Source organism: Dactylosporangium sp. NPDC051541, assembly GCF_044454505.1.
Taxonomy (GTDB): Bacteria; Actinomycetota; Actinomycetes; order Mycobacteriales; family Micromonosporaceae; genus Dactylosporangium.
Genome location: NZ_JBITDU010000006.1, coordinates 500,055 through 522,656, shown reverse-complemented (window position 1 = coordinate 522,656; position 22,602 = coordinate 500,055). Strand labels below are relative to the sequence as shown.

22 protein-coding genes are annotated in these 22,602 nt (G+C 62.4%); 11 read left to right on the top strand and 11 right to left on the bottom strand.

Features of this window, described 5'->3' with window-relative positions:
- Window positions 1–23: 23 nt before the first annotated feature.
- Genes ACIA8L_RS28985 through ACIA8L_RS28970 form a run of 4 tightly spaced genes read right to left on the bottom strand, consistent with a single transcriptional unit; the run spans window position 24 to window position 2,768 of the window.
- On the bottom strand, window positions 24–1,742 hold the full coding sequence (locus ACIA8L_RS28985; RefSeq protein WP_395909647.1) for an FtsK/SpoIIIE domain-containing protein: 1,719 nt from the start codon (window positions 1,740–1,742) through the stop codon (window positions 24–26).
- Window positions 1,739–2,008: a hypothetical protein gene (locus ACIA8L_RS28980; RefSeq protein ID WP_395909646.1), complete on the bottom strand. Its 270-nt coding sequence runs from the start codon at window positions 2,006–2,008 to the stop codon at window positions 1,739–1,741. Before ACIA8L_RS28980 ends, ACIA8L_RS28985 begins: the two co-directional genes overlap by 4 nt.
- Window positions 2,008–2,619, bottom strand: coding sequence for a DUF2637 domain-containing protein (locus ACIA8L_RS28975; protein ID WP_395909645.1), 612 nt, complete (start codon window positions 2,617–2,619; stop codon window positions 2,008–2,010). The genes ACIA8L_RS28980 and ACIA8L_RS28975 overlap by 1 nt, the downstream gene beginning before the upstream one ends.
- On the bottom strand, window positions 2,616–2,768 hold the full coding sequence (locus tag ACIA8L_RS28970; RefSeq protein ID WP_395909643.1) for a hypothetical protein: 153 nt from the start codon (window positions 2,766–2,768) through the stop codon (window positions 2,616–2,618). The genes ACIA8L_RS28975 and ACIA8L_RS28970 overlap by 4 nt, the downstream gene beginning before the upstream one ends.
- Before the next feature lie 461 nt (window positions 2,769–3,229).
- Between ACIA8L_RS28970 and ACIA8L_RS28965 the strand changes: the two genes are divergently transcribed.
- Genes ACIA8L_RS28965 through ACIA8L_RS28955 form a run of 3 tightly spaced genes read left to right on the top strand, consistent with a single transcriptional unit; the run spans window position 3,230 to window position 4,881 of the window.
- Window positions 3,230–3,937, top strand: coding sequence for an XRE family transcriptional regulator (locus tag ACIA8L_RS28965; RefSeq protein ID WP_395909642.1), 708 nt, complete (start codon window positions 3,230–3,232; stop codon window positions 3,935–3,937).
- A gap of 10 nt (window positions 3,938–3,947) precedes the next feature.
- A complete protein-coding gene (locus tag ACIA8L_RS28960) occupies window positions 3,948–4,424 on the top strand; it encodes an NUDIX hydrolase (RefSeq protein ID WP_223097446.1) in 477 nt (158 codons plus the stop codon).
- Window positions 4,417–4,881, top strand: a complete 465-nt coding sequence (locus ACIA8L_RS28955) for a hypothetical protein (RefSeq protein WP_223097448.1) — start codon at window positions 4,417–4,419, stop codon at window positions 4,879–4,881. The genes ACIA8L_RS28960 and ACIA8L_RS28955 overlap by 8 nt, the downstream gene beginning before the upstream one ends.
- Here ACIA8L_RS28955 and ACIA8L_RS28950 read toward each other — a convergent pair.
- Genes ACIA8L_RS28950 through ACIA8L_RS28940 form a run of 3 tightly spaced genes read right to left on the bottom strand, consistent with a single transcriptional unit; the run spans window position 4,846 to window position 6,114 of the window.
- Complete coding sequence (locus tag ACIA8L_RS28950; RefSeq protein WP_395909640.1) at window positions 4,846–5,391, bottom strand: HD domain-containing protein; 546 nt, start codon at window positions 5,389–5,391, stop codon at window positions 4,846–4,848. The genes ACIA8L_RS28955 and ACIA8L_RS28950 overlap by 36 nt on opposite strands.
- Window positions 5,392–5,415: 24 nt before the next feature.
- Window positions 5,416–5,877 (bottom strand): GntR family transcriptional regulator, encoded by a 462-nt coding sequence (locus tag ACIA8L_RS28945; RefSeq protein ID WP_395909638.1) that lies wholly within the window; start codon window positions 5,875–5,877, stop codon window positions 5,416–5,418.
- Between the two features lie 15 nt (window positions 5,878–5,892).
- Window positions 5,893–6,114, bottom strand: a complete 222-nt coding sequence (locus ACIA8L_RS28940; protein ID WP_395909637.1) for a hypothetical protein — start codon at window positions 6,112–6,114, stop codon at window positions 5,893–5,895.
- A gap of 171 nt (window positions 6,115–6,285) precedes the next feature.
- On the opposite strand from ACIA8L_RS28940, the gene ACIA8L_RS28935 reads away from it, so the two are divergent.
- Window positions 6,286–7,011 carry an XRE family transcriptional regulator gene (locus ACIA8L_RS28935; RefSeq protein WP_395909636.1) on the top strand — a complete coding sequence of 242 codons (726 nt, stop codon included), beginning with the start codon at window positions 6,286–6,288 and terminating at the stop codon, window positions 7,009–7,011.
- 582 nt (window positions 7,012–7,593) lie between these two features.
- On the top strand, window positions 7,594–7,995 hold the full coding sequence (locus ACIA8L_RS28930; RefSeq protein ID WP_395909635.1) for a GntR family transcriptional regulator: 402 nt from the start codon (window positions 7,594–7,596) through the stop codon (window positions 7,993–7,995).
- A gap of 46 nt (window positions 7,996–8,041) precedes the next feature.
- Here the strand turns inward: ACIA8L_RS28930 and ACIA8L_RS28925 are convergent, their stop codons facing one another.
- The 3 genes from ACIA8L_RS28925 to ACIA8L_RS28915 all read right to left on the bottom strand — a co-directional run bounded on the left by ACIA8L_RS28925 (window position 8,042) and on the right by ACIA8L_RS28915 (window position 13,564).
- Window positions 8,042–11,734, bottom strand: coding sequence for an NB-ARC domain-containing protein (locus ACIA8L_RS28925; protein ID WP_395909634.1), 3,693 nt, complete (start codon window positions 11,732–11,734; stop codon window positions 8,042–8,044).
- 226 nt (window positions 11,735–11,960) lie between these two features.
- Window positions 11,961–13,007, bottom strand: coding sequence for a hypothetical protein (locus ACIA8L_RS28920; RefSeq protein WP_395909633.1), 1,047 nt, complete (start codon window positions 13,005–13,007; stop codon window positions 11,961–11,963).
- Window positions 13,008–13,357: 350 nt separating this feature from the next.
- Complete coding sequence (locus ACIA8L_RS28915) at window positions 13,358–13,564, bottom strand: transposase (protein ID WP_395909728.1); 207 nt, start codon at window positions 13,562–13,564, stop codon at window positions 13,358–13,360.
- 1,058 nt (window positions 13,565–14,622) lie between these two features.
- Here ACIA8L_RS28915 and ACIA8L_RS28910 point away from each other — a divergent pair.
- From ACIA8L_RS28910 to ACIA8L_RS28895, 4 genes are all read left to right on the top strand, one after another.
- Window positions 14,623–15,093, top strand: coding sequence for a hypothetical protein (locus tag ACIA8L_RS28910; protein ID WP_395909632.1), 471 nt, complete (start codon window positions 14,623–14,625; stop codon window positions 15,091–15,093).
- A 34-nt stretch (window positions 15,094–15,127) separates the two neighbouring features.
- The gene (locus tag ACIA8L_RS28905) at window positions 15,128–15,268 is read left to right on the top strand and encodes a hypothetical protein (protein WP_395909631.1); all 141 of its coding nucleotides are present in this window, start codon (window positions 15,128–15,130) and stop codon (window positions 15,266–15,268) included.
- Window positions 15,269–15,515: 247 nt separating this feature from the next.
- Entirely contained in the window at window positions 15,516–15,785 is a 270-nt protein-coding gene (locus tag ACIA8L_RS28900) for a hypothetical protein (protein ID WP_395909630.1), read from the top strand.
- 956 nt (window positions 15,786–16,741) lie between these two features.
- Window positions 16,742–17,215 carry a hypothetical protein gene (locus ACIA8L_RS28895; RefSeq protein ID WP_395909629.1) on the top strand — a complete coding sequence of 158 codons (474 nt, stop codon included), beginning with the start codon at window positions 16,742–16,744 and terminating at the stop codon, window positions 17,213–17,215.
- 491 nt (window positions 17,216–17,706) lie between these two features.
- Here ACIA8L_RS28895 and ACIA8L_RS28890 read toward each other — a convergent pair whose 3' ends face one another.
- Window positions 17,707–18,198 (bottom strand): hypothetical protein, encoded by a 492-nt coding sequence (locus tag ACIA8L_RS28890; RefSeq protein WP_395909628.1) that lies wholly within the window; start codon window positions 18,196–18,198, stop codon window positions 17,707–17,709.
- 563 nt (window positions 18,199–18,761) lie between these two features.
- Here ACIA8L_RS28890 and ACIA8L_RS28885 point away from each other — a divergent pair.
- On the top strand, window positions 18,762–19,565 hold the full coding sequence (locus ACIA8L_RS28885) for a hypothetical protein (protein ID WP_395909627.1): 804 nt from the start codon (window positions 18,762–18,764) through the stop codon (window positions 19,563–19,565).
- An 11-nt stretch (window positions 19,566–19,576) separates the two neighbouring features.
- Window positions 19,577–21,700, top strand: a complete 2,124-nt coding sequence (locus ACIA8L_RS28880; RefSeq protein WP_395909626.1) for a hypothetical protein — start codon at window positions 19,577–19,579, stop codon at window positions 21,698–21,700.
- Window positions 21,701–22,602 lie beyond the last annotated feature (902 nt).

Genomic DNA, 22,602 nt, shown 5'->3' with positions numbered 1-22,602 from the left:
GCGTGCGACAGGCGGACGGACGTTCAGTCGTCCGCGGACGACCTCCAGCGCCCGCGGGCCACCTGAGCGGCTCGGCCGTCCTGGACGTACTGCTGCAGCCGGTCGTAGATCCATGTCCGCCTCATTCCGGTGAAGTGCATGAGTTCGGGGACGCTGAGCCCGTCGCTCGGCGCATCTCTGAGCGCCATCTGGAGCGTGATTTCGGGTTCGGTGACGACCTCGCCTTCGACGACGTCGTCCAGCCCGACCAGGGCGCCCTCAGAAAGGCCGTCCAGGCACGGCCGACTCTCGGCGTAGCGAGCGGAGGTCGTTTGCACGTCGTCGTCGGTGACCAGGTAGCCGCGGGCACGCCGCGGTTGGGTGTGGCCGTCGCCGAGGATGTAGAACTTGCCCGGCGCGTCGAGCGTGTGGGCGTGCCAGCCGGCGCTCAGCATGCCCCGGTCGAGGATCAGGTCCACGTCTCGGCGCTCTCGGACGCGGAGGCAGATGCGGACGCTCATCTGCGAGCGCAGCGCTCCCCCACCCATGGACTTCTGGGTCGGCCGCTGATTCGCGGCGAGCAGGGTCGTCGCGACCGCTCGGCCTCGTCGGGCGATGGACTCGGCGGACTCGACCGCGCCGGGTGCCTGCTCGACCAGCTCGGCGTACTCGTCCACGACGATGATGAGCGCGGGTGCCTTCGGCGTGGGTTCCCAGAGGCGGGCACCGGCGCGGCTCATCGCCTCGGCGCGGGCGTCGAGGACGCGAACGCCATCACGGAGCAGCACGGCCGCCTCGGCGGGCGTGGTGGCGAGCCTGGCGAGGCACGACGCCCACGGTCGCAGTTCCATGCCGCCTTTCAGGTCAATACCCCAGAGCACGACATCGGGGCATGCCGCGAGGTTGCCGAGGACGACGTTCAGAACGCCGCTCTTGCCCGCATCGGTCGTGCCCCCGATGAGGATGTGTTTACGCAGCAACGAGACGCGGATTGTTGCCGCGTCCTCGAATACACCGAGTTCGATCGGACTGTTTACGGATTGGACGCTCGGTCCGCGCCACGGGATTGCGCCCGCGTGAGGGTCGGCTGCCAGCACGCGCATCATGAACCGGCCAGCGTGCGCCGGGTCGGGTTCGATGCGGACGGCACCCGGCCGGGTGCCGAGCCCGGACTCGATGGCCGGGACACGGCTCAGGACATCGGCAACGCTCTGGCCGTTGGCAAGGTGGAAGCGGGCACGCCAACCCCAGATGTCGACCACGGCCGACATGACCCGCGAGCCGGCCAGCCCGATGTTCTCGGCGATGTCCGGCCATGCCTGGATTGCGCGGTCGACCCGGACGCGGGCACGCCTCCGTCGGTGGGTCCACCACGGCACGGCCAGTGCGATCGTGGCGGCAAGTAGGAGCAGCGGCAACGGTTCGTGTGACGGTCCAAGGGCGGCGGCCGCAGTGAGCCAGCCGCCAGCTATGAGGGTGCCCAACGCAGCGTATACGCGCTCCTCAGTTCGGTCGATGTTCCACGGAAAGCCGCGGGTCAGCGTGAGCGCGGCGATGCCGACAGTCGCCGCGAGGAGCCACGGCACGGCATCGGGCTCTTGGGAGTGGAACACTGCTCCGCCGATGAACAGGGCCGTTGCTGTCGCGAATGGTGCGAGTTCGGAGCGGTACCGGAACAGGAACCGGCCCAGCGCCAAGAGCAGGCTCGGCCGTTCGTCGAGCAGTAACAGTTGCCGGCGATGCCTTCGGCTGAACGCCCTCATCGCTGCACCTCCTCACGGAGGTAGGTCAGTGCGTCCGGGTCGCCGTCGAGAGCAGCGCGCAGCGTTGCTTGGGCGGCAGCGAGGAGGTTGGCGTGTTCCGTGCGGGCGAGGGTGAGGAGCTGGGCCTGGCGCTCGATCTCGGCGAGCAGCACGGGCACGTCGGCTACGGCAGTCCAGAGCGCTACTCGGGTGCCGCGGGTGACTGCCGCGTTGATGTGGGCGTGGACGGCATCGCGGTCGACGGTTGGCATGGGTGCTTCGGCCATCAGTTGGTCTTTGCCTCCTCTCGTTCGGCCGCCAGCGTTCGGCGGAGGGCGGTTGCCTTGGGGCCGGAGATGCGCAGCGCTGCGCGGAGGGCGTCGCGGGTGATGGGCCGACCGTTGTGCGTCGCGCGGTGCTCGGCGTCGGCTGCGCGGGCGGCAGTGAGCAGGTCGTCGTCGGTCCGGCCCGGGGTCGGTACCGAAGCCGGTGGTTGTGGCGTTGGCTCGTCTCCGGTCCGGACTGCGTGCAGGTGTGCCGTCAGGCCGAGTACGGCTGCTGGAACGGCACCGACGACCACGACGACTGGCCAGGAGACAGTGAGGAGGCCGGCTGCTGCGGCGTGGTAGATGGCGTTGCCGAGGATGCTGGTGGTGATGGCGCCGGTGGCGTTGGCGCGGGCGAAGCGGATGGCGCGTTGGGGGCTGAGGCCGGCGAGCCAGACGCGGGCTGAGGTCATGGCGTAGGCGTCGATGGTGACGGGCAGGAGGATGGCGAGTCGTTCGGGCCAGCCGGAGAGCAGGGCCAGGCCGCGGAGGCCGGTGAAGCTTGCGACGGCGGCTGAGGTGGCGGCGATGAGCATGCCGGCCATGACCCAGCCGTCGCGGCGGGCGGTCATAGGTCCAGCCCGGCGAGGTAGCGCGTTGCCGTTGTCAAGAGCCGGGCGATGTTCGGGGCGATTGAGGATTCGGCGAGGAAGTAGCCGAACAGGACGCACACCAGGATGTGCCAGATGGGCGTGTGGGTGTAGCGCCAGAGTAGGTACACGAGCAGTCCGAGGAGTAGGACGGCTGAGACCGTGACAGTCAGCGTGGGCTCCTTTCTCTCAGTTGTTCGGGGTTGACGAGTTGGGGCCGGGGCGGCGGTGGATCTGGCGGCCGGTGTGGCGGCGCTGGTAGCGGGTGCGGGCGCGGCATTTGCGGCAGTGGGTGGGGTTGTGCCGGTCGAGTTGGGCGCCGCAGGGGCAGCGGTCTTCACCTTCGAGCGGGGCGGGTAGTGGCAACGGAGACAGCTCCTCTCGCTTGTGAACATGTACATCATGTTCAAGTTTAGACGCGTGCGGGGAACCGGTGAAGGTTCGTTGGATTTCGATGCCATGAGAATGGCGCACATTGACGGGACGTGTTCAGGTCATGGCTGGACGTATCGAAGATGTCTCCCATAGGGTGGGCAACTGCCGAGACGTCCTGTGACGGGGAGCCATGAAAAACGAACGCCTCCGCTCAGCCATGCTGGAACGCGGCTTGACGCCGGTGAATCTCGCCGACCTGCTCGAAGTTGATCCGAAGAGCGTCGAACGGTGGATCGCGGGGCGGACGCCGTACCGTCGGCATCGCTATGAAGTTGCGGCGCATCTCGGAGTCGACGAGGCGTATCTGTGGCCGGACGCGCGGACCCGTGACCAGGTCGCGAACGCGTCCGAGAGCGAGATCGTCACGATCTACCCGGCCCGGTGGGCGGTGCCGTCGGAGTTGTGGCGGAACTTCTTCGACAACGCTGAGCGTGAGATCGGCATCCTGGTGTACAGCGGGCTGTTCATCCCGGAGGACCAGGGCATTCTGCGCGCGATCCGGCGCAAGGCCGAGAACGACGTCAAGGTTCGTGTCCTGCTCGGCGACCCCGAGAGCGAGGAAGTCCGACAGCGCGGGGTGGACGAGGGCATCGACATGGACATGTCCGCGCGGTGCCGGATGGCGCAGGTCTTGTACGGGCCGTTGCGCGAGATCGACGGCGTGGAGTTCCGCCTCCACCGCACGATCCTCTACAACTCGATCTACCGCGTTGACGACCAGGCGCTCGTTAACACCCACATCTACGGCACGCCCGCCTCCAACGCTCCGGTGCTGCATCTTCGGCACGTCGAGGGCGGGGACATGGTTGGCACCTACGTCGAGAGCTTTGATCGCGTCTGGGAGACCGGCACACCACTGGAATGAGGTTCCGCTCTTGGCCCGTCGTATCGACTTCTTCGACGACCCTGCCGCTCCCCCGGCCAACAGCCTCGTCCCGTCCGCGAACGCGGTCGTGGTCAACGACGCCGGGGAGCTGCTGCTGATCCACCGCACGGACAACGACAATTGGTCGTTGCCGGGTGGGGCGATGGAGGCCGGCGAGTCGATGACGGACTGTGCGGTCCGGGAGACGTTCGAGGAAACCGGGATCCACGTCGAGGTCGTCGGCCTGGTCGGCATCTACACCGACCCGCGCCACGTCATCCTCTACACCTCGAACAACGAGGTGCGGCAGGAGTTCTCCATCGTCTACATCGCTCGCCCGCTAGGTGGGGAGCCGACGCCGAGTGACGAGTCGCGGGAGGTCGTGTGGGTGGCGCCATCCGCGCTGAACGGCCTGACGATGCACCCGTCGATGCGGCTTCGGATCGAGCACTTCCTGACCCGCGCCGGGAAGCTGCACCTTGGATAGCGATTGGGTCAACGCCGCGGGCAGCGTCTTCTCCGCCCTCGGTACCGTCGGCGCGTTTGTCGTTGGCTTTGTGCTCTTGCGTCGCGAACAGAACCGTGAGGCTGAGCGAGCCGAGGATGAGCGGCGCGGGCAGGCAGCTCGGATCAGCGCGTGGATCGAGGAGTACCGGAAGCCGAACGATGCCCGTGAGCTGGCCTTTCACATCCACAACGCCAGCGAGATGCCGATCTACGAAGTCGAGCTCCCGATGCCGGAGGGCGGCGACACCGAATTTGTCGGCCTGGTCCCACCCGGGCAGACGGTTCGCCGGCCCGCTCCGGAGTCATGGCGCCGCTCGTACGTCGAGCCGGAACCCGTGGAGATCGAGTTCCTCGACAGCGCGGGCCGCCGCTGGACCCGCAACGAGCAGGGCCGGCTAACGTCAGCGGCCGAGAGCGGCCAGAACCCGGTCCGTTGACGCCTGGAGCTGAGGTCTCGCCTCCGTGAGCGAGCGAGTGACGAGATGTCCGTCGCCGTAGCGCTCGAACGCCTCCGCCAGCCGCTGTTCAAGGTTGACTGGCGTGCCCGTGGGGCTGGTCGTCATGTCGCAGAACGTCAAGGCGTCGAGCAAGAAGTCGGCCGGGCTCGGAAACTCGGCGTCGAGGTCGTCGGCCAAGTCGCGGTTTCGGGCCTCGACTAGTGCACAGGAGTGATTCGCGACCAGGCGGATCAGGCGCTCGTCGGCATGTTCGACGTCACGGAGGTACCGGGCGCCGTCGAGCGGATGGAAGCCAGCTTTGACCAGGTCGGGGGCGTAGCCGATGTCGTGCAGCCACGCCGCGCAGATCAGCAGCTCGGCGTCGTCGCCGGCGATGTGGGCGATGTCCTCCGCAGTGTGCCCGACGCCCTGGACGTGCGCCCATCTGGTTGGCAGCGGCTCGGCCAGGAGACGGCGTGCCAGGTCGACGGCCCACGGGACATGTTCCACATGTCCGAGACTAAAGGCTGTCGATCACCGGGGCTTCACGTACCGACCCTTGCCCTGCACCGACACCGTGACATCCTGCAACGCCGCAAGCGCCTGCCGCGCCGTGCCGCGGGCGACCCCGTACTGCGCAACCAGGGCAGACTCGCTCGGCAGGATCGCACCGGCTGCTAGCTCTCCAGACTCGATCTGCTCCCTGAGTTCGGCAGCGATCTGCTGATACTGGGGCCGGATCGGCTGAACAGGCTTATTAGGGTCTGCGACCAGCCGACCTCGTCCAGGGCGGGTGACGATCAGCCCTTCCCCGGTGAGCTGGTCGAGGGCACGCCGGACGGTATTGCGGGCGACGCCGTACTCGGCGACCAGTGCAGCCTCGGACGGCAGGGCGGCGCCGGGCTTGAACTCATCGGAGGCCAGCCTGATGCGCAGCGCTTCCGTGATGCCCCTGTAGGCACCCCAAGCCGTTGACCGCATGCCGTCCTTCCTCACGTCCCTCGCTGGTCGTCAGTCTGGCAGCCCCTCGACGGCGATGCCGCTACTGGCCGCCCGCGCGACCAGGTCAGCCAGCCGGCTGGCGACAGCCGGTGCCAGGTGCCCGACCTCCACGACCGGCGTCCCGTCTTGACCCACCGCGGCCTGGAGCAGTGGAAACTCCAGACCGACGTCAAACCCGGCATCCTCCAGCGCCAACGCCAACGCGTCCGCGCTCTGTTGTGCCTGGAACATGACTGCCTCGCTCTCGCAAGTCGACATCGCACGTGGGCGGACCGACTGGTCAAGGCGTGTCGTCACCGCCAGCCTGTCCCGAGACGTCCCCGGCTGGGCACCACGTTTGAGGGACGTCTAGGGACTTCTTGACTAGAATCGGCTGCACTCGATGCTCTGCGGGAGGTTGTCGTGCGACATCCACTCACCCGGGCACTGGCCAGCGCCGGACTCGATGGCCTCGACGTCGCGTCTCGTCTCGGCGTCGACCCAAAGACCGTCGATCGCTGGTTCGCAGGCCGGGTGCCGTACCCCCGCCATCGCAATGCACTGTCCCGCCTGACCGGCTGGCCCGTTGCCGACCTATGGCCTGACACTGCTCCGCGGGAAACACAGCAGGCCACGGACGAGGTCATCACCACGTACGCCAACCGCAGCCTGGTACCAACGGATACATGGCGTCGCCTCTTCCGCAGCGCCGAGCAGGCGATCGACATCGTGGTGTACAGCGCGCTGTTCATCCTGGAAGACCCCGTCGTACTCCGCGCCATCGCAACCAAGGCCAGAGCCGGCGTTCCGGTCCGGATCGCCTTGGGCGACCCTCACGGCGTACACGTTGCCAGGCGCGGCACCGATGAAGGACTCGACGATGCGCTCGCCGCCCGCATCCGCAATGCCTTCGTCCCGATCAAGCTGCTGACACGCGCCCCGAACGTCGAGGTACGCCTGCACGACACGGTCCTCTACAACTCCATCTACCGCGCCGACGACGATGTGTTCGCCAACATCCACGTCCATGGCACGCCCGCCGCGTATGCGCCTGTGCTGCATCTACACCGCGAGCAACCAGATGGCATGACCAAGGTCTACCTCGACGCCATTGAGCGCGTCTGGACCTCAGCTCGCCCGCTTCGCTGACCGCGATCGGTAGTGCCGGCTGAATTTCGGCTGGACCAACTGGGTCTGCCCGCACAGCCTGGCTCCGTGGTTGGTCCACACCCGGCAGTACTCGATCTCGTGTTGATGAGCCCGCAGCATTGCTGGGTCAATTTCTTCCTCGACCTGAGCACGGTACGCCTCGAAGAAGCCCTGAAAGTCCAACTTATCATCCTCAAGCTCCACGGAAGCATTCGCGAACCTCTCGGCTATGTCCTCGACGACCCTCTCACGAAATCGGACGCTCCTGATGTGAAGCGTCAGGTAGTAACACACACGAAGCGATACAAGGTAGCGCAATTCAAGAGACGCGCACTTTCCGCAAGGTTTCGATCCATCTTCAACTCCGCGATCCATAACTCAAATCATCATCCCTAAGCAGACCATCAGCTTACAATTGCGTTCTCTGCTAAGGATTCCGATTTGCGCCCCAAAGCGTAACCTCCGCATGTGAGACGTCTGCGGACGGCAAGGACGTCCAAACATGTCGCCTTCGCGTTCGATCCCAAACTATTTGTCACAACTCCCTTGTAGCCACACGGCTCCGCTTTTACAGTCGAGACCATGTTGAACAGCTACGAGCCTCTCTATCTCCAGCTCGCCGATCTCCTGCGCGAGCGGATCATCGACGGCACTTTCCCTGCGGGCAGTCCACTTCCATCCGAGCAGGCACTCTGTGACGAGCACCGGCAGAGCCGAATGACCATCCGCCGAGCGTTGGCCGTCCTACGCGATGAAGGTCTCATCATGAAAAGACGCGGCGCGCCCTCGACTGTCCGGCCACGACCTGCGCGAAAAGCGCTTCCACTTCGCGGGGAACAGCGCCTGATAAGTCGTATGCCGAGTCGGAAGGAACGGATCCAACTGGACCTCGACCCTGGAGTTCCGGTGCTCGAAGTGCGGCACGTCGGCGGGGGAAGCGACCTCTATGCCGCCGACCGGGTCGAGGTCCTGAGTACTATTTAAAGCCATTGGACAGGCCCTAAGGCGGCACAAGCCTAAGAATATTCGATCACTTTTCGCGGAATTGAAGTAAATAAGTGCCGCCTTGGCCGGCAACACCGATTAGATGACCATCCTTAGACCAGCAAACCGAGTTCAACGATCCGTAAACGCGCAGCATTGCCCTGCACTCACCTGTTTTTGTGGCCCACACACGCACCACACCATCTCGCCCGACTGTCGCAAGATACTCGTCATCGTACGTGTAGGCCATGTCGGTGACTTGGCCGTCATGCGCAGTCAACCAAACAGGGATGCGTGGATTACGCCGGCTAAAGAGACATACGGCCCCATCCAGCGTTGCAGCAGCCCATTGGTTCCCAGTTTTTGAACCAATCAGGCTTGAAAAGCTTCGACGCGTAGGCATAGATAATCCGATAGGCTGCTCCTCGGGTAGGTCGTAAACATAGGCGCGACCATCTCCAGTAACGGCCGCTAACGACCACTCGTCGGCCCCCATCTCGATATAGACCGCGCGACCGCCATGCCGAGTTAGAGATGTTCGCGCGATACCGTTCGATATGGCAATGAAATCGATAGCCTGTCCGTGACTAACAGCAACCATGGAAGAGTCATTCGAAAAAGACAGCGAAAGCACTCCGCCTCTGACCCGATAGGTCGCGATTCTGCGCATGCCCTCCAGTTCGCAAATTACGACGTTACCTCGTGCGGTCCCAATCGCAACCTTCGAACCATCTCGCGACCATGCAATAGCCGAAGTCGATATCGCACCCTCGCCACCGAGCCTAGTGACACTTTTCGAGGTCGCCTTCCAGACATAAACGACGCCGTTGTCGCACAACGCCGCCAAGACTGTCCCATTGGTACTTAACACAGCATTCGAGCCGAGGTCGTCTAAACGAGAGATCGGGGCCTCGCTCTCGACGTTCCAGTTGAGCACCTTTCCGTCGTATCCAGAGCTCGAAATCCAACTGCCATCACGGGCCAATGCAACACTCAAAGCCGGACGCGATTGTCTTGTTATACGCTCACCGGCCGTTTGCAATCCTCCGAAGTCCCAGATTTTGACCGTTCCGTCACCGCTAGAAGTAGCAAGCCAGTCGGTGCTCTCGATAGCAACGATGCCAGATGTCGGACCAAGGTGTCCGCTGAGCTGCATTACCAAATTCTGGGCGGCTAGGTCGAAAATCCGAATTGATCCAAGCTCGCCAGCCAAAGCAATCCATTTATTTTCATTGACGAAAGCGATACCTAGAACGGCCTCCTGAGCGATCCCATCAATTTTCTCAATGCGGCCAGTAGAAACCTCCCAAAAGCGCACAAGGCCCGTTGAGTCCGCTGCAGCGATCCATTCCCCATTGGAGGAAACACTGGCCGTAAGAACTGGAGAACCAGTGGATTCTTGCAACGACTCGATCGACCCATCACCCAGGTTCAAGACCCTTACGCTTCCACCGCTGCCTCCTAGTATCAAGCGCGCGCTATCCGGCGTGCTGACCAGCGCGAGGACGTTGTCAAAGTCGTCTTCTATAGAATTTAAGGCTTCCCAGCGATCCGTATCCCACACATGAGTCACACCGTTCCGACTGGACGCGGCGATCCACGAATCATCAGGTGCAACAGCAAGAGCATAAATCCACCCAGAACCAGGACTAATAACTCGCTTTATTCCACCTTCGACCATATCGTGTATACGAACATTTCCATCATCACATCCACTTACCAGCCAACGGCCGCCCATCGCGAATCTCAAGGCGCGAATCCAGCCGCCCGTCGAATCTATGGTTAGCCTTAGCCTTCCGGTTGTAGAACTCCAAACCCGAATTCGACCGTCCTTACCGGCCGAGGCAATAAGTTTTGCTCGACCATCTGATGCCAAGGTGAGCAGCGCCTCTGAGTTATCCCGCAAGGTCTGGAGCAAATTTGGCTCAGGAAAATCAGGCAAAGGCCAGCGATTGCGAAGATGCGGACGAAGCAACATATTTTGCATTGCGTGCGCAATTGGTTCCCATTCAGGATCTTCCTGAACCCGCCCCACAAGAATGTCGGTAAGGGACCACGTGGGCTCCGTCGGGTTGAATAAATCAGCTGCTCGGACTAAAGAGCGCCTAACATACTTTACTCGCCTAAGGAAATCAGCAGATATCGCATACGGTTGTGCCGAAGCAAGGTCGGTGAGGGCCGCAGCGATACCGCTTCTGGATAGACGAAAGCTCAGCCACCTAAGATCCACCGCGATCTCTAGCGCATCAGCTGCCAGCGAGCCTTCGATCATGTGATAGATCAGATTATTTTCCAGGTAGCTCTCGCGCTCCGTTAGATGCCACCAGCCAGTTAACTGCTTATCATTAAACTCGAGCGACGGTTCGTTCGGGAGAAGCCGTCCAGATTCCGTCAGATAAGATCGATTCGCTTCCGCTCCTAGATCGGCACCCAGATCTTCGCGTAAGAACGCCCGCACCACATCGTGCAAAGAGATTCGGAGATCATCGGAATTTCCGGACAGCGAAACAAGCGAAAGCTCGGCCAATCTTCGGCATAGATTTAAGCTGGCTTCGTCGTTATATTGTGCGGTCGCTTTCCAAAGGTGGCAGATGGTACGGACTTCAATCAGCTCATCCTCGGGAAAGATGCTTAGCTCAGCCAAACGATCCGCTCCATCTAAGTCCAAGAGCGTCGTCCCAGCTTCAACGGTAGCCCTGACCGCCTTAGCGCGCTGCTCCGGAACATTGAGGTCGAGGGATACAGATGATCGCCGGCGAGCATTGTTAACCTTATCGGCGGCGGATGGCCCCTCTCTAACGAGTCGAGCAAGAAGCGCTTTTGCCGCATCGGTCGGAGCTCCCGTGAGGTTTGCTTGTTCTACGATAATTGAGTTTACCAATCGTAGTAGGAGGGGCCAGCGGCCGGTAACCTCCAATAACTCGTTTACAACCTGCCTATCAAGTTTCGGCAGGCGCCATGTTAGGAGTTTCCTAGCTTGTTCAAATGACATCTGGTCGACGGTAACCCTAAAAGTATCTGCAGGGAGCGTCTTTGGCACACGGGTGGTTATCAACCTTACGCATTGCTGCCCACCGTAAAGGAAGGGGTCTAGCTGTTCCGGCTCCCAGATATCGTCAATAAGCAAGAGTGCCCTCGGATTGCTGTCGAGGATTTCTCCCAAACGCTGCCCCGCCAGCCTTGGCTCGGTGAAGTTCGGCCGACTCCCGCATATAAATTCGGAAACCTCGTTTACTTTCGAGGCAATAGCAACAGGATCCCGGACATCGCGACCCATCGTTATTTGGTATATACGTCCTCCGAAATGCTTTTTCACACGATCATCAACGCAGACGGCCATCGCCAGGGTTGTCTTTCCGAAGCCACCAGCACCAACGAGTCCTGTAGTAATTGCAATCGATTTTTTACCGCGTTTTTTACGGAGAGCGCGAACCAACCCTTCGGTCTCTTCGGAGCGCGTTACGACCCATTCAGGTAACGGCCGAATATCTGGTGATGGCGCATCGCCATCTGGACGGCTTCGCCCTCTGGACGACCACACCGAAACGGCGCCAATAATGATTTGCGCTAGCGTCAGCAAGCCAGCGGCTATGTAAGGCTTTCGCTGAATTACGGATAGGCCGTACGGCCACGGTTGACTGCTTGCAGTTGCGGCATTGATGGCGACCGCAAGCAGGTTGGTAAGCAAGATCGTGCATACCAAAACCACAACAACCGACGTATTGGCGCGTTTTCTCACGCAGCCCTCACTAGAAGAAAGAGCCGACCGTGCCCGCTTCGGACCGGCAGCATGATGGATATCGCATCCGTGGGCGCATCTTAGTCCGCTCGGCCAAATTTGAAAAGGCGTAAGAGTTGAGCTCCAACAAAACCAACCGTTTGGTCCATTGGTTCCGGGTTCGGCTCCGTTGGTGGCCCCTATGACGACGACGTCGCAAGGCAAGCAGGATCGGCTACTAGCCGCTCTAGGCTTTCGTTTCACGAGCAGCATTTGCCCCGAGTGCCTTCAGGCCCTCAATGACCTCGCTCCCAAGGCCAAAAGCCGGTTCCGAACTTATCGGACGGCCGGATTCGGAGAACAGACTTACGCCAAAGGCGAACGGAATTTCACTGCGTCGCCCTTGGTCTAATGCATCTCCGAAAGCGAGGATTGTTCGAAGTTGGACCGCTATCAGTGCTGACTTTGATGCAGAGTCGCGATGAAATCTAGCTTGCCGCGACGCGTATGCAGCGAGCAATAGGAGTGGTACTGCCAAAGAAAGCCGCCCGACTTCCCGAGAGGACAGCGCATCGACCGATGACCCGCGAACCAGGAACCACGCCAATGCGACCGTTGCCCCAACCAACGCTATGAGTAGCACCGACCATCCGATATTCCACCACCGCTCCGCAGCCGCATGCCTCTCATAATGGCTTGCCAGGGTCGTGCCGCCTGTCATGCCGGCCGCCACCTGAGCATGGCTCGCTGCTTCGCGCGCAGTAGAGGCCGCCTCTTGAGCACTCGCAACTGCCTCACGCGCTTCTTGAACCGTGCCGGTTACCTCTTCGTACTCAAGCTTCTGTCGAGCATCCGTCAGTCTCCGACTCAAAGACCACAGCGCTGCTACAAACTTCTCCGCTTCCGGCTGCTCGGCCGGATCGTCACCAGGAGTTCCTCCGAAGTTGTCCGTAAAGAAGCGGCGGCGCTGTAATCCGCCATCGCGAACCGTCGAGACTAACCGCTCAACACCATCAGCGAGAGCTGCCAAAGGTATGAATTCCGCGTCTCGCAGCTCATTGATACAGCGATCAATCAAAGAAGCAACGCCAGCATTGTGTCGGTTGCCATAGGCATATGCGATGTTGGCCTTTAGTGTCTCTAGGGCCTCCAGCATTAGTTCGGCAGCGGGCTCTCCGCCGAAGCGCCGTTGAATGACTGCGGCCAATCGTTCCAGCAGGTCAGTGAGAACAACCGAGGGTTTGCCTGGAGCGCCACTATCTGAATCACCAGCGTGGTCGACTTCGTCCGCCATAAGGCCATCATGCACCTAGCTGGAGTCAATCTCCGTCAACACGACGACACCACGTGAGACGGTCGGCAGGGCACGCCACCGCCGGGGTAGCAGTTCCGAAGCGCCGGGAGAACTCTTCTGTCGTCTTCCGAAGCAGCCTAATCGGGGCCGCTCGCATGCACCGCAGTATGACTGGTGCATGCGCCGGGAGGCTCGTCCTTGGCCTTCGGCGTGCGGCAACATCCAGCCTCAGGCAAGGTGAAACAGAGCGGCCTGTCACACAGAGGCATTACCGCGGCCTCGAGTTATGGCCTTGTCGCGGATTCCTGAAGACTGGATCTGACCCACTTTTCGTGATCGGAATTGACCCGTCAGGCGAGCCGGATTCGTTTGCGGAGTAGGTCGAGGTTGGCGCGACCGTACATCTGACGCTTGATCATCTTGATGCGGTTGACGTGCCCTTCAACCACGCCCGAGCTGTAGGTCATGGTCAGTCCGTTGACGACGGCGTCGTGGTCGCGGCGCGGGCCGGCGGTGAACGATCGTAGGTCGGGCTGGTCGTCGGCATGACCATGGATCTGTGGTCGCCCCCCGCTTGGGCGCTGCCGCGTATTTGCCGCGTGGCACGCATTCCGGGCTGTGCTGCGCGGCTACCCCTGCCAGTCACGTCGTGCGCACTCAACCTCGGGCGCGCGGCGAGGCTGAACTTCTGTAGCGATGTCCGCAGAGCCGTAATGAGCCGTTGCTTACGGCAACGCTTACGGCAACCGCAACGCACACCCAAGGACCGCGCAAGCCGGCGGCGGCCAACTGTTGCACGTCGTGGACGCGCGTGAACCTCGCCGCACGGAGCGGGCAGAACTTACAAGCGGGGGGTCGCTGGTTCGAACCCAGCCGTGCCCACCAGTACCTCTTGGCCTGCTCAAACACCGATAAGCCTTCGACCGAAGCAATCCGAGCGATGGTCAGAGAGCATCCGCTTAACACTTTTCAGCCGACCCCGATGATCCGCACGGCCAGGCATGGACGTGGGCATGCCTGCACGGAACGCGCTGTGCATCATCTTCGAACTCCTCGGCACCATGCTGGCGAAGGCCGGAGCATCTACCACCGCCCTGCAGCGGAGCCGGCCGCAATACGCCTTGATCAGTCAGCCAAGCAGTCCGGGGTGGACTATCCACCTGAACGACGGATGACCTGGGCATCGTTCGGCGACCCGGGTCCACGCTCGCCCGTCGGCGAACGGGCCTCGAACTCCGGCGCCCGATGCGCGGCAACGCGGTGAGCCAAGCGTTCGGGAGTGCGAAGCAAAGGCCGGTATGGCGAGCTTCACGTTCCACGACATGCGCTACACGGGCCAGACGCCGGCGGCAGCGACCAGCACCACGCTCAAGGATCTGATGGAGTGCATGGGGCCATGCGTCAACGGTTGCGGCGCACCGCTTCATCACGCCGCAGTCGGCCCGGGCGCTGAGATTGTCCACTCTGTCCGAGATCGCAGCGCATGGCTCCTCGGCCAAGGTGCCGCGAACGATCCCGAGAAAATGACTGGCACGGCGGAAGGCTGTCAGAAGGCGCTAGCGTTCTCTTGCATATCCCGTTGCCCGAGCAAGGAATCAGGCATACGATCACTGTCATGGCTGGGGAAGTCCTGTACACGCGCGTGGCCGCCGACCTGAAGGAGGCGGCAGAGAAGCACGCCGAGGTCCGGGGCCTGACGCTCACCGCTGGGGTGGCTGAGCTGCTGGGCATCGGGCTGGAGGCGGTACAGAATGAGAGGTCGATTCGATCTTTGACCGACAGGGTTACCAACCTGGAGAACGAACTGGCGAAGGAGCGGCTGCAACGAGAGCGAGCCGAACAGCGGTACCGCGCCCTACAGGACGCCGGTACCTCGCTAGGTGAGCGCGCCGAGCGAAACGTGGGCAAGTGTTCGCGGTGCGGCGAAGATCTCGCAGGCGCCGACCTCTTGGTCCGTGGTGGATGCAGCAACTGCGGGGAGCCAGTCTCGCTGATACCCGCGGGCAGCGGCTTGAACGAACGGGAATTGCTACTGCTAGCCGGCGCTCTGGGCGTCGCAGTCGGAATGCTGATAAGCCGTAAATAGTGCAATTTAGAGTAGCTGAAAGGAGGTGAGCCAAGTGAACAAGAAGACTCTGCTTTTCGTCGCCAGTGCGGGCGGTGCTGCCATTGCCTGGATCGACTACTCGCAGCGACGGACGACGAGGAGCCTGCTGGTTGCAGTCGTCGCAACCGCCACTTTGGCTGCGGGTCTTAAATGACACGAACGGACGAGAGCAAGCTGATTGCCGCCTGCAGAGGGGTAAACTTGGCGCCCTAGGTGGCGTCGAGAGTGCCTCCCTGCAGGATCGCATGCAAGTCGAAATACCGGAGTGTGCACACACCTCCGCCAGTCCGCCGAGCCAGCATGGCGCCACACCACGCCCAAGCGCAGCCGATGCGTAGCGTGCCTACAAGTAACTTTTCGCAATCTTGCGGGCGCGCCTCAACGCGCGAATCCTGATTGGCATGGCGACGTTCGAGCGCGTTTGGCGCAACATCCTGGCCCACGCCGGCGAAGAGTTTCTTACGAAGCGGGGCCTCCCATTCCGCTATACGATCGATGGCAACGCCATCGTCCCGGACCGCACCCAGTACCCGCTTCACATCTCCCAGGTCCGGTTGGCCGTTGAGCGCTGGCCGGTAAGCGGACCTGGGCAGTTGAACGACCTCGTCCGAGGCCCTTCGTACCTGTACGCGCTCCTGGCCGACGCAAGGATCATGGCGGGCGGTCGTTGACCTAACCCGCCGTGCTGCGTCCATCGGCCAGTCTTACGGCAACGCTTACGGCAACCGCGGCGAACGATTACGACCGCAGCCGGTCGGAGCCGAACACCGCTCCCACGCCAGGAACCGCCGCGGACAACGCCGGACGGAGCGGGCAGAACTTACAAGCGGGGGGTCGTTGGTTCGAAACCAACCGTGCCCACCAACCACGTATGAACTGGGCAAATGCTGGTAAGCCTCCGCGAGAGGAAGACCGAACAACGCTCAGGGACCACCCGCTTAACGCTTGTCGACAGATGCCGCACCACCTCTGGGCCCAGGCACAGTGAAGGGATGCTCCGCACCGAACGTCCTGACCCCAAGCACCTCGCGACGTTTATCGCTTCGTCTCGAACTCACGCTCCAGGCCCCCAAACCGGAAACCGAAGACGGTCGAGCTCGACACCGACGCCGAGAACGTGCGCTGCCGACGACCCCGGTGGGCGTAGCGCCAAGCCCTCGATCAGCAGTCACAGTTGATCCGGCATGCGCCGGGTGCCGCGGGCGAGCCCGGCGAGGCCATCGGCACAGAAGCTGCTCAGCCACCGCTGCGCAGTGCGCAGCGGCATCCCGGCATCGCCAGCCACACGGAGTACCCCATCGAGCAGGTGCGGGCGGAGCACCTGCCACCGACGAGACACGCGGACCGTTGCACTTACCTGGATTCGGAGCGGGCGCTTACCGTCGCGGCGGCGCTATAATTGCTGTCGGCAGCCACGTTCTGCCCGACTCCGAGTTCGGCCCCGACGCCCATGCCGTCACCTGCCGGACGACCGAGGACAAGCCGTCGGTGACGCAGCGTGGGTCCATTTTGCGATCGTCTTCGACCTCGCGGTGGCATGGGGAACCCGCTGGAGGTAGAGATGGTCAACAACGACCGCAGCTCAAGCTCATCCCGTCGTGCCCGTCAGCGGGCGATTCGTGCCTTGATGGCCGAGACCGGCGACCCGTACAGCGTCGCGGCCCGCCGGCACGACGAGCGGGAGGCACAGCGCCTCCACGCGCAGAACGAGGCAACGAAGGCTCCGATGGTCCGGTGCCCGCAGTGCCGGCAGGACGAGGTGCACTTCGACGATCAGCCGTGGTGCCCCGGATGCGGGACGGTGTGGGAGTCCGGCTCCGAATTGGCCGACGAGTACGCCGAAGAGTTCCTCGGGTTGGACTGGTACACCTCGATCAAGGACGGCGGCGAGGAACCGACCTCGGACTGCTCCAACTGCGGGGAGCAGGCCGTGGTCAAGATCCAGCCCGACGACGCCACGTTCTGGACTATGAAGTGCATGTCGTGCGAGTCGCTGTTCAACGACCGGTGCACCCGCTGCGGCGCGCCGATCCAGCACCGCGAGGAAGGCGACCTGATCATCTGTACGACGTGCTGGGACTACGTCGTCAGCCGGCCATAATCGCGATGTGACCTCAGGGGCCGGTCGGCGATTGGCCGGCTGGCCCTACGTCGTTCCGGCGCTGGGCGACCGCTGGCGCCGCGACCTCGCTGGGTCTTGGGCTTGCCGCTCTCGGGGCTTGGCGCCGGTCGTCTCGGCGACCGCATCGACGTCGCAGTGACCGTAGCGGTCCGCACCCCGAAGATGGACATGCCCGCGGCGGCCTCAACCAGTCGGATTTGTTGAGTGGCAGCGACTGGTTGGCGGCATAGGCATCGAGCGTGTCGGTGGCTTGACGAAGAGCTGCTTCCGCGTCGAGGCCGGACGTGGCCAACTCGCTGAGAACCGTCGCGCCTACAGATGCCATTCCTTCTGTCGGATATGACACTGCTCGTCGCCCGCTGGTCAGGACCCGCCGAGGGTGATCAGGGAGCCGATCCGTATGGCAACGGCAGGCGACTACTGGAGGTGTCCTCGTACGGATGGCACGTCGACCGCTTTGACGGTCCCCCTCACCCAGGGAACGGGCCGGGCGCGACGTCCGACATCATCTCGACGATCGTCCCCGAAGGCCACGTCGCGTCGACCAGTCGGATATCTTTGTACCCCGGCATCGCCGCGAGTCCCGACCGCAACCGGTCGTGATCACACGCTGGTATGACCGCGGCGATCACCGACTGCGGCGTGAAATCGAATGATCCGATCTTCCGCCACTCGCGCTCCCACCAAAACTCCTTGCGCCGGCCGCTTCGCGTCGGCCCCATGGTTTCAACGAACGGCGTAAGGCGAAAGATCGGTTGATCGACAAGCCGTTCGGGATCGGGCACGTTCGACCCAGCCGGGGTTGAGCAACGAACAGCTTGCTCGATCAGGTCGCGAAGCGGGTTAGTCAACCAGTTGTGCGAAAGTCCACCTCGCTGCCCCGGCGTGACGTCGCGGTGTCGGTGCGGTTCCGGCTCAACTGACTGTCGCACCCCAACCGGTGCGCTGGCGGGATGCTGCACATCGATGCCATCGTGTACGGCAACGTCCCGGACGGCGACGGCTAGCGATTCTCGACCGACGTCAGAGCAACTGCAACCGCGAGGCCATCCCCGAAACGGAACGGACGCCGCGGCATGTACTACAAACCCGCGGCGGGCCCCACGTTCGTGTACGCCGTCATCGACAACCCTGCCAGCGTGGCTCACGCTGTATCCACAACTGCGAGAAGGCCGACAACCGCCATCCAGGGCCTGCGCAACGCCGTGGCCCGATCCGCCGCCACGGCAAGGCCGAGTGGCTGCACTGCGCCCTCAGCGGCTGGCGGGCGACACTTGCCGCTACCGCCGTGAACAAGCCATCAACTATAGCCCACGGGGGTCGCATTCACCACTCCAGCCACCACCTCTCCCACATGGCGATCATGCTCTACCACACATCACCAGGTTGGCAAACGTCTCTGAACAGCGCAGCTAGGCCGCGCACCGGTGTCTACCGTCACGTCCGGAATGCGGAAAAGTGCGCAGTGTCGACCATCGATTGCAATAGCTTGAGAGGGGCAAGTTTTCACAGTTAGGAGAGGACAGTGACACCGAACGTCAACAGCGGGCAAGATCTCGATTTTCCTCCGTACCTCGCGGTTCTCGCGGTCGATGCCAAGGGTTTCACCAGCGAACCCAGTGTTCAGCACCAGACGATCAGCGAGCTGATACCGGCTCTCGCCGAAGATGTACTAATCGAGTGCGGGCTACAGGAGGCTTGGAAGCATCCGCATTTCTACGGTTCCACCGGTGACGGGTTCGCGGTCGGGCTACCGACGGAGATCCTCCCCACACTCGTTTTCCCTTTTTTGGACCTCCTGCAGGACCGATTGGCCGCGCATGATCGACGGCGCCGGCATCACGAGCCGCGTATTCGGCTTCGCGTAAGCCTTAATGTCGGCCCTTTGCCGACGCAGGCACCGGACCGATACCTCGCCGGCAACGGCACCGAGCGTAACAACACCCATCGCCTGTTGGACTCAGTGCCGATCAAAGCCGTTCTCGCCTCAACGAGTCCGGACGTGACGTTCGTCGCCGCCATCCTTTCCGACCGACTGTTCCAGGATGTGGTAATCGGGCGATACTGCGGTTTGCACCCTGACAGCTTCATTCCGGTCAGTGCGACCGTCGAGGGCAAGACCTTCGGCCAGCAAGCTTGGGTCTACGTTCCCCGACTGTCCGGATCACTGTTGGCAGTAGGTCTCCCAGCGGCGGAGGGTGCGGCGGCCATAAAGCGGGACACGGCAAATGCCGTGATCGACGATTCGGCGCCCGCAGGGATCTATGCACCGAGCAACACGGGGCAGGTTGCAAAGAACGTCCGTGGCGGCATGCACCAGCAGCGCTAAAGGGAGGAATCGTGACCTCTCAGTCGGGAGATCGGGCCGCGCACCAGCACTTGGCGGCCGGCGTATCGGAGAGCCTGACAGCACACAGCGACGGACGGGCAGTTTTCCACGTCGACGGCCAGTACGCCGAAAATGTTCGTGGGGGAATGCATCAGTATGTTGTCAACTATCTGAATCGCTTGGGCTCCGTCAGACGGTATGAAGACAAGCTTCTGACACACATGGCTCAGTCGTTCGCCGACCCCGTGTTCGCCAATTCGGAGGCAGGTCTCGATGAGAATCGGCTCAGCATTCCGATCGGCGAAGTCGCGACACAGTTGCGCCGCGAAAGCTGTATCGTCCTGACGGGAGAGCCTTCTACCGGGCGTCACCTCACTGCCCTCATGGTCCTGAAGAGACTGGGACTTCCGGTGTGGCGCCTGCGAGCCACCATCGACCGAGAGGAAAGCAATGGTGCCAAGCTCGAAGCCAACATCGATGGGCTCGCAATTCCCGACCACTGCTGCTGCGTACTAGAGGTGCCTGACCAAGCCGATGGCCTGACGAGCGACCTGGCCCATGCAGTGAGCAACTATCAAGCGCGCCTGCCACGTCAGCGTTCGTTCCTCGTCATCGTGCTGTCAGGCCGCCTGTTGCGCGCCGACGGCAGCCGACCAACCGCGCCGGTGTTCTGGATGAACGCACCTGACAGTCGTGAGGTATTCCAGCGTCATCTCGCGGCGTCCGATTTACCGCGCGATGTCGCCGAAGACCTGATGACGTCGGAGTTGGCCGATCGCGCCTCCCGATTCGCTGCCGGAGATGCGGTGCGACTCGCGCGCCATACCACCACTGTCGTCCAGGCGACTGATGGACTGATCGACACCGATTCGATCGTCGCGCAGACTCTCGCAGCATTCCATCGCTGGGAGGATGATCTGGCAGTGTGGTTCGGGTCGAATAGCGGAACGCGAGAACGCCTCTTCCTGGTCGTGACGGCTATCTTCCACGGGTCGCGCGGCGACTTTCTCCAGGCGATGGCGTGTGACCTAGCCGCCGCCTTGGAGGAAACCGCCTTCGTGCGTGGCGGTATCAGCGAACCTGGAGTTCGCCAGCTCGCACATATGATCGGCGCCGACGTCACCAAGGAGCGGACGATCGCCTTCAAACGCCCGGGGTACGCCGAGGCAGTGATCGAGTTTCTGACCCATGATCGCGACGAGAAGTTCCAGCAAGATCTGTGGAAATGGGTCGCGGAAGTTGCGACCAGAAAGCAGTTTGGCCGCTCCGAGCGCGGCCTGCCCGATCAGGTTGCACGGTTCCTTCTGGACACATCACTAAGGCTTCGTGACGAACGGATCGTCGAACCGGCGATCAGGCTGTGGCCTCGGGTAGTCCAGCTCCATCAGCCGCTATGTGAACTTCTCACAGTACTTGCGATTAGTCCAGGATTGGGACGGGCGATCCGGCACAGGCTGTACGAACTGGCACGGCGCAAAGGGGACGTCGAGCTATTGAGCATTGTGGTGAGCGTTTGTCAGGGAGAATTCGGTCAATTGTTTCCCGGCTTGGCACTCAAGCGGCTCGAACTGGTTGCCACACAATCAATGGAGCCTTTGGAAAAACCTATCTGTGTCGCCTACGGCCAACTGTGGAAATACCCACGTATTCGGCCGCTTGTTGTAGAGCAGATGGCTCACTGGCTGACGAGTGACGACATAGGTCTATACACGCAGGCGGGCCAAATCCTCGCGGCGGCGACCAGCATCACGCGCAGAGCCGACAATTTTATCATCGTCACGTTGCGCTGCGGGCCTGAGTATGCGCGAAAACTTGCTCCCGGCATCTCGCGCCTGCTCGCTAGGGAAGACGTCGCGCGAACGATGCGCCCGATCTTCGCGAACTGGTTCGATGCGACCTACAGCGAACCGAGCCTAGCGATGCAGCTCGTTGATCTGTTTGTCGTGGCCGTCTTCAGTTCCGGCGACATCAATTCGGCGATGCGGCATATCACCGACATCATGTACATGTGGGCCCCCGTCCTGAATGTCGGCGAGTCCGGCGACAAAGCAGAGTTCCGCGACTATCTTTTGCGCCGACTGCACGAGGCCGACCTTGTCGTGCGATATGCGCCGGAGTTACACACGGTTGCCTGATCGCACGGTGCCGCCCGTGATGAGATTGCTGTTGCCATCATCCAGATGAGTCAACCGGAGTTGCGCCAAGTCGATCAAGCTGGGTGGTCGTTGGTGGCTCGGTTTTCAGTAGCGCCACGCTGTCGGCGGGGCGGGCGGCTTCGATCTCATCTTCTGGACGACGAACAGGGGTACACCCTCCAGGACGTCGAGCGCGCGGTATTCCGCTGCGATGGGCATCCGGGCGGTGAGGCGCGCCGACGGTGGCGCCCCCACCCACCGGCCATTACCTCGCACCGAATTCGATGTGATCGAGGCCGACCGTTGCCACACTCCGCATGGGTGGCCCGGCAGCACCCTCCAGCAGGGAGCCTGTCCAGCGATGCGCACGGCGGACGGTCGCTGTGCCAATGGCAGAATGAGGTCACGACCGGCGCCCGCGTCTGGGTATTTCGTCGACCACGAGACCCGCACCTGCTGGATCAAGCGCACTGAACCGACGAGCCCAGAAACACAGACTGACGTCGTCAACGACAATCGCGGCGGGCGGCCCGCTGAGGTGCCGCCGCCATGTTCAGCCTTGTCGAGCGGCTTGCACATCTCCACCGGTTGAGTCACCCATCGGGCCTTGTACTTGAGACATCACGAATAGCGGCCACGGGCATTTGCCGCTAGTGGCTAATTCTGCGGCGTCGGGCTGCATCGCTTCGGGCGCGCCCCACCAAATATGGAGTGACTACGAGGATCACGCTGGCCTGACCGCTGAGCATCACACCGGACCGCCGCTGAGCTAGAGTCTCGCCCTTACCACAACGCTTACGACAACCGCCACGGACGCACGCGGTCGGGTTCAGCCTGCGCTGGACTTCCGCTGGACTGCGAGGACGTCTGCGGACAACGCTGGACGGAATGGGCAGAACTTA

Bases quoted from the DNA above. Each gene is read 5' to 3' on its own strand.
- ACIA8L_RS28985 (WP_395909647.1), bottom strand. From the start codon at position 1,742: ATGAGGGCGTTCAGCCGAAGGCATCGCCGGCAACTGTTACTGCTCGAC.
- ACIA8L_RS28980 (WP_395909646.1), bottom strand. From the start codon at position 2,008: ATGGCCGAAGCACCCATGCCAACCGTCGACCGCGATGCCGTCCACGCC.
- ACIA8L_RS28975 (WP_395909645.1), bottom strand. From the start codon at position 2,619: ATGACCGCCCGCCGCGACGGCTGGGTCATGGCCGGCATGCTCATCGCC.
- ACIA8L_RS28965 (WP_395909642.1), top strand. From the start codon at position 3,230: ATGCTGGAACGCGGCTTGACGCCGGTGAATCTCGCCGACCTGCTCGAA.
- ACIA8L_RS28940 (WP_395909637.1), bottom strand. From the start codon at position 6,114: ATGTTCCAGGCACAACAGAGCGCGGACGCGTTGGCGTTGGCGCTGGAG.
- ACIA8L_RS28930 (WP_395909635.1), top strand. From the start codon at position 7,594: ATGTTGAACAGCTACGAGCCTCTCTATCTCCAGCTCGCCGATCTCCTG.
- ACIA8L_RS28920 (WP_395909633.1), bottom strand. From the start codon at position 13,007: ATGGCGGACGAAGTCGACCACGCTGGTGATTCAGATAGTGGCGCTCCA.
- ACIA8L_RS28910 (WP_395909632.1), top strand. From the start codon at position 14,623: ATGGCTGGGGAAGTCCTGTACACGCGCGTGGCCGCCGACCTGAAGGAG.
- ACIA8L_RS28900 (WP_395909630.1), top strand. From the start codon at position 15,516: ATGGCGACGTTCGAGCGCGTTTGGCGCAACATCCTGGCCCACGCCGGC.
- ACIA8L_RS28895 (WP_395909629.1), top strand. From the start codon at position 16,742: ATGGCCGAGACCGGCGACCCGTACAGCGTCGCGGCCCGCCGGCACGAC.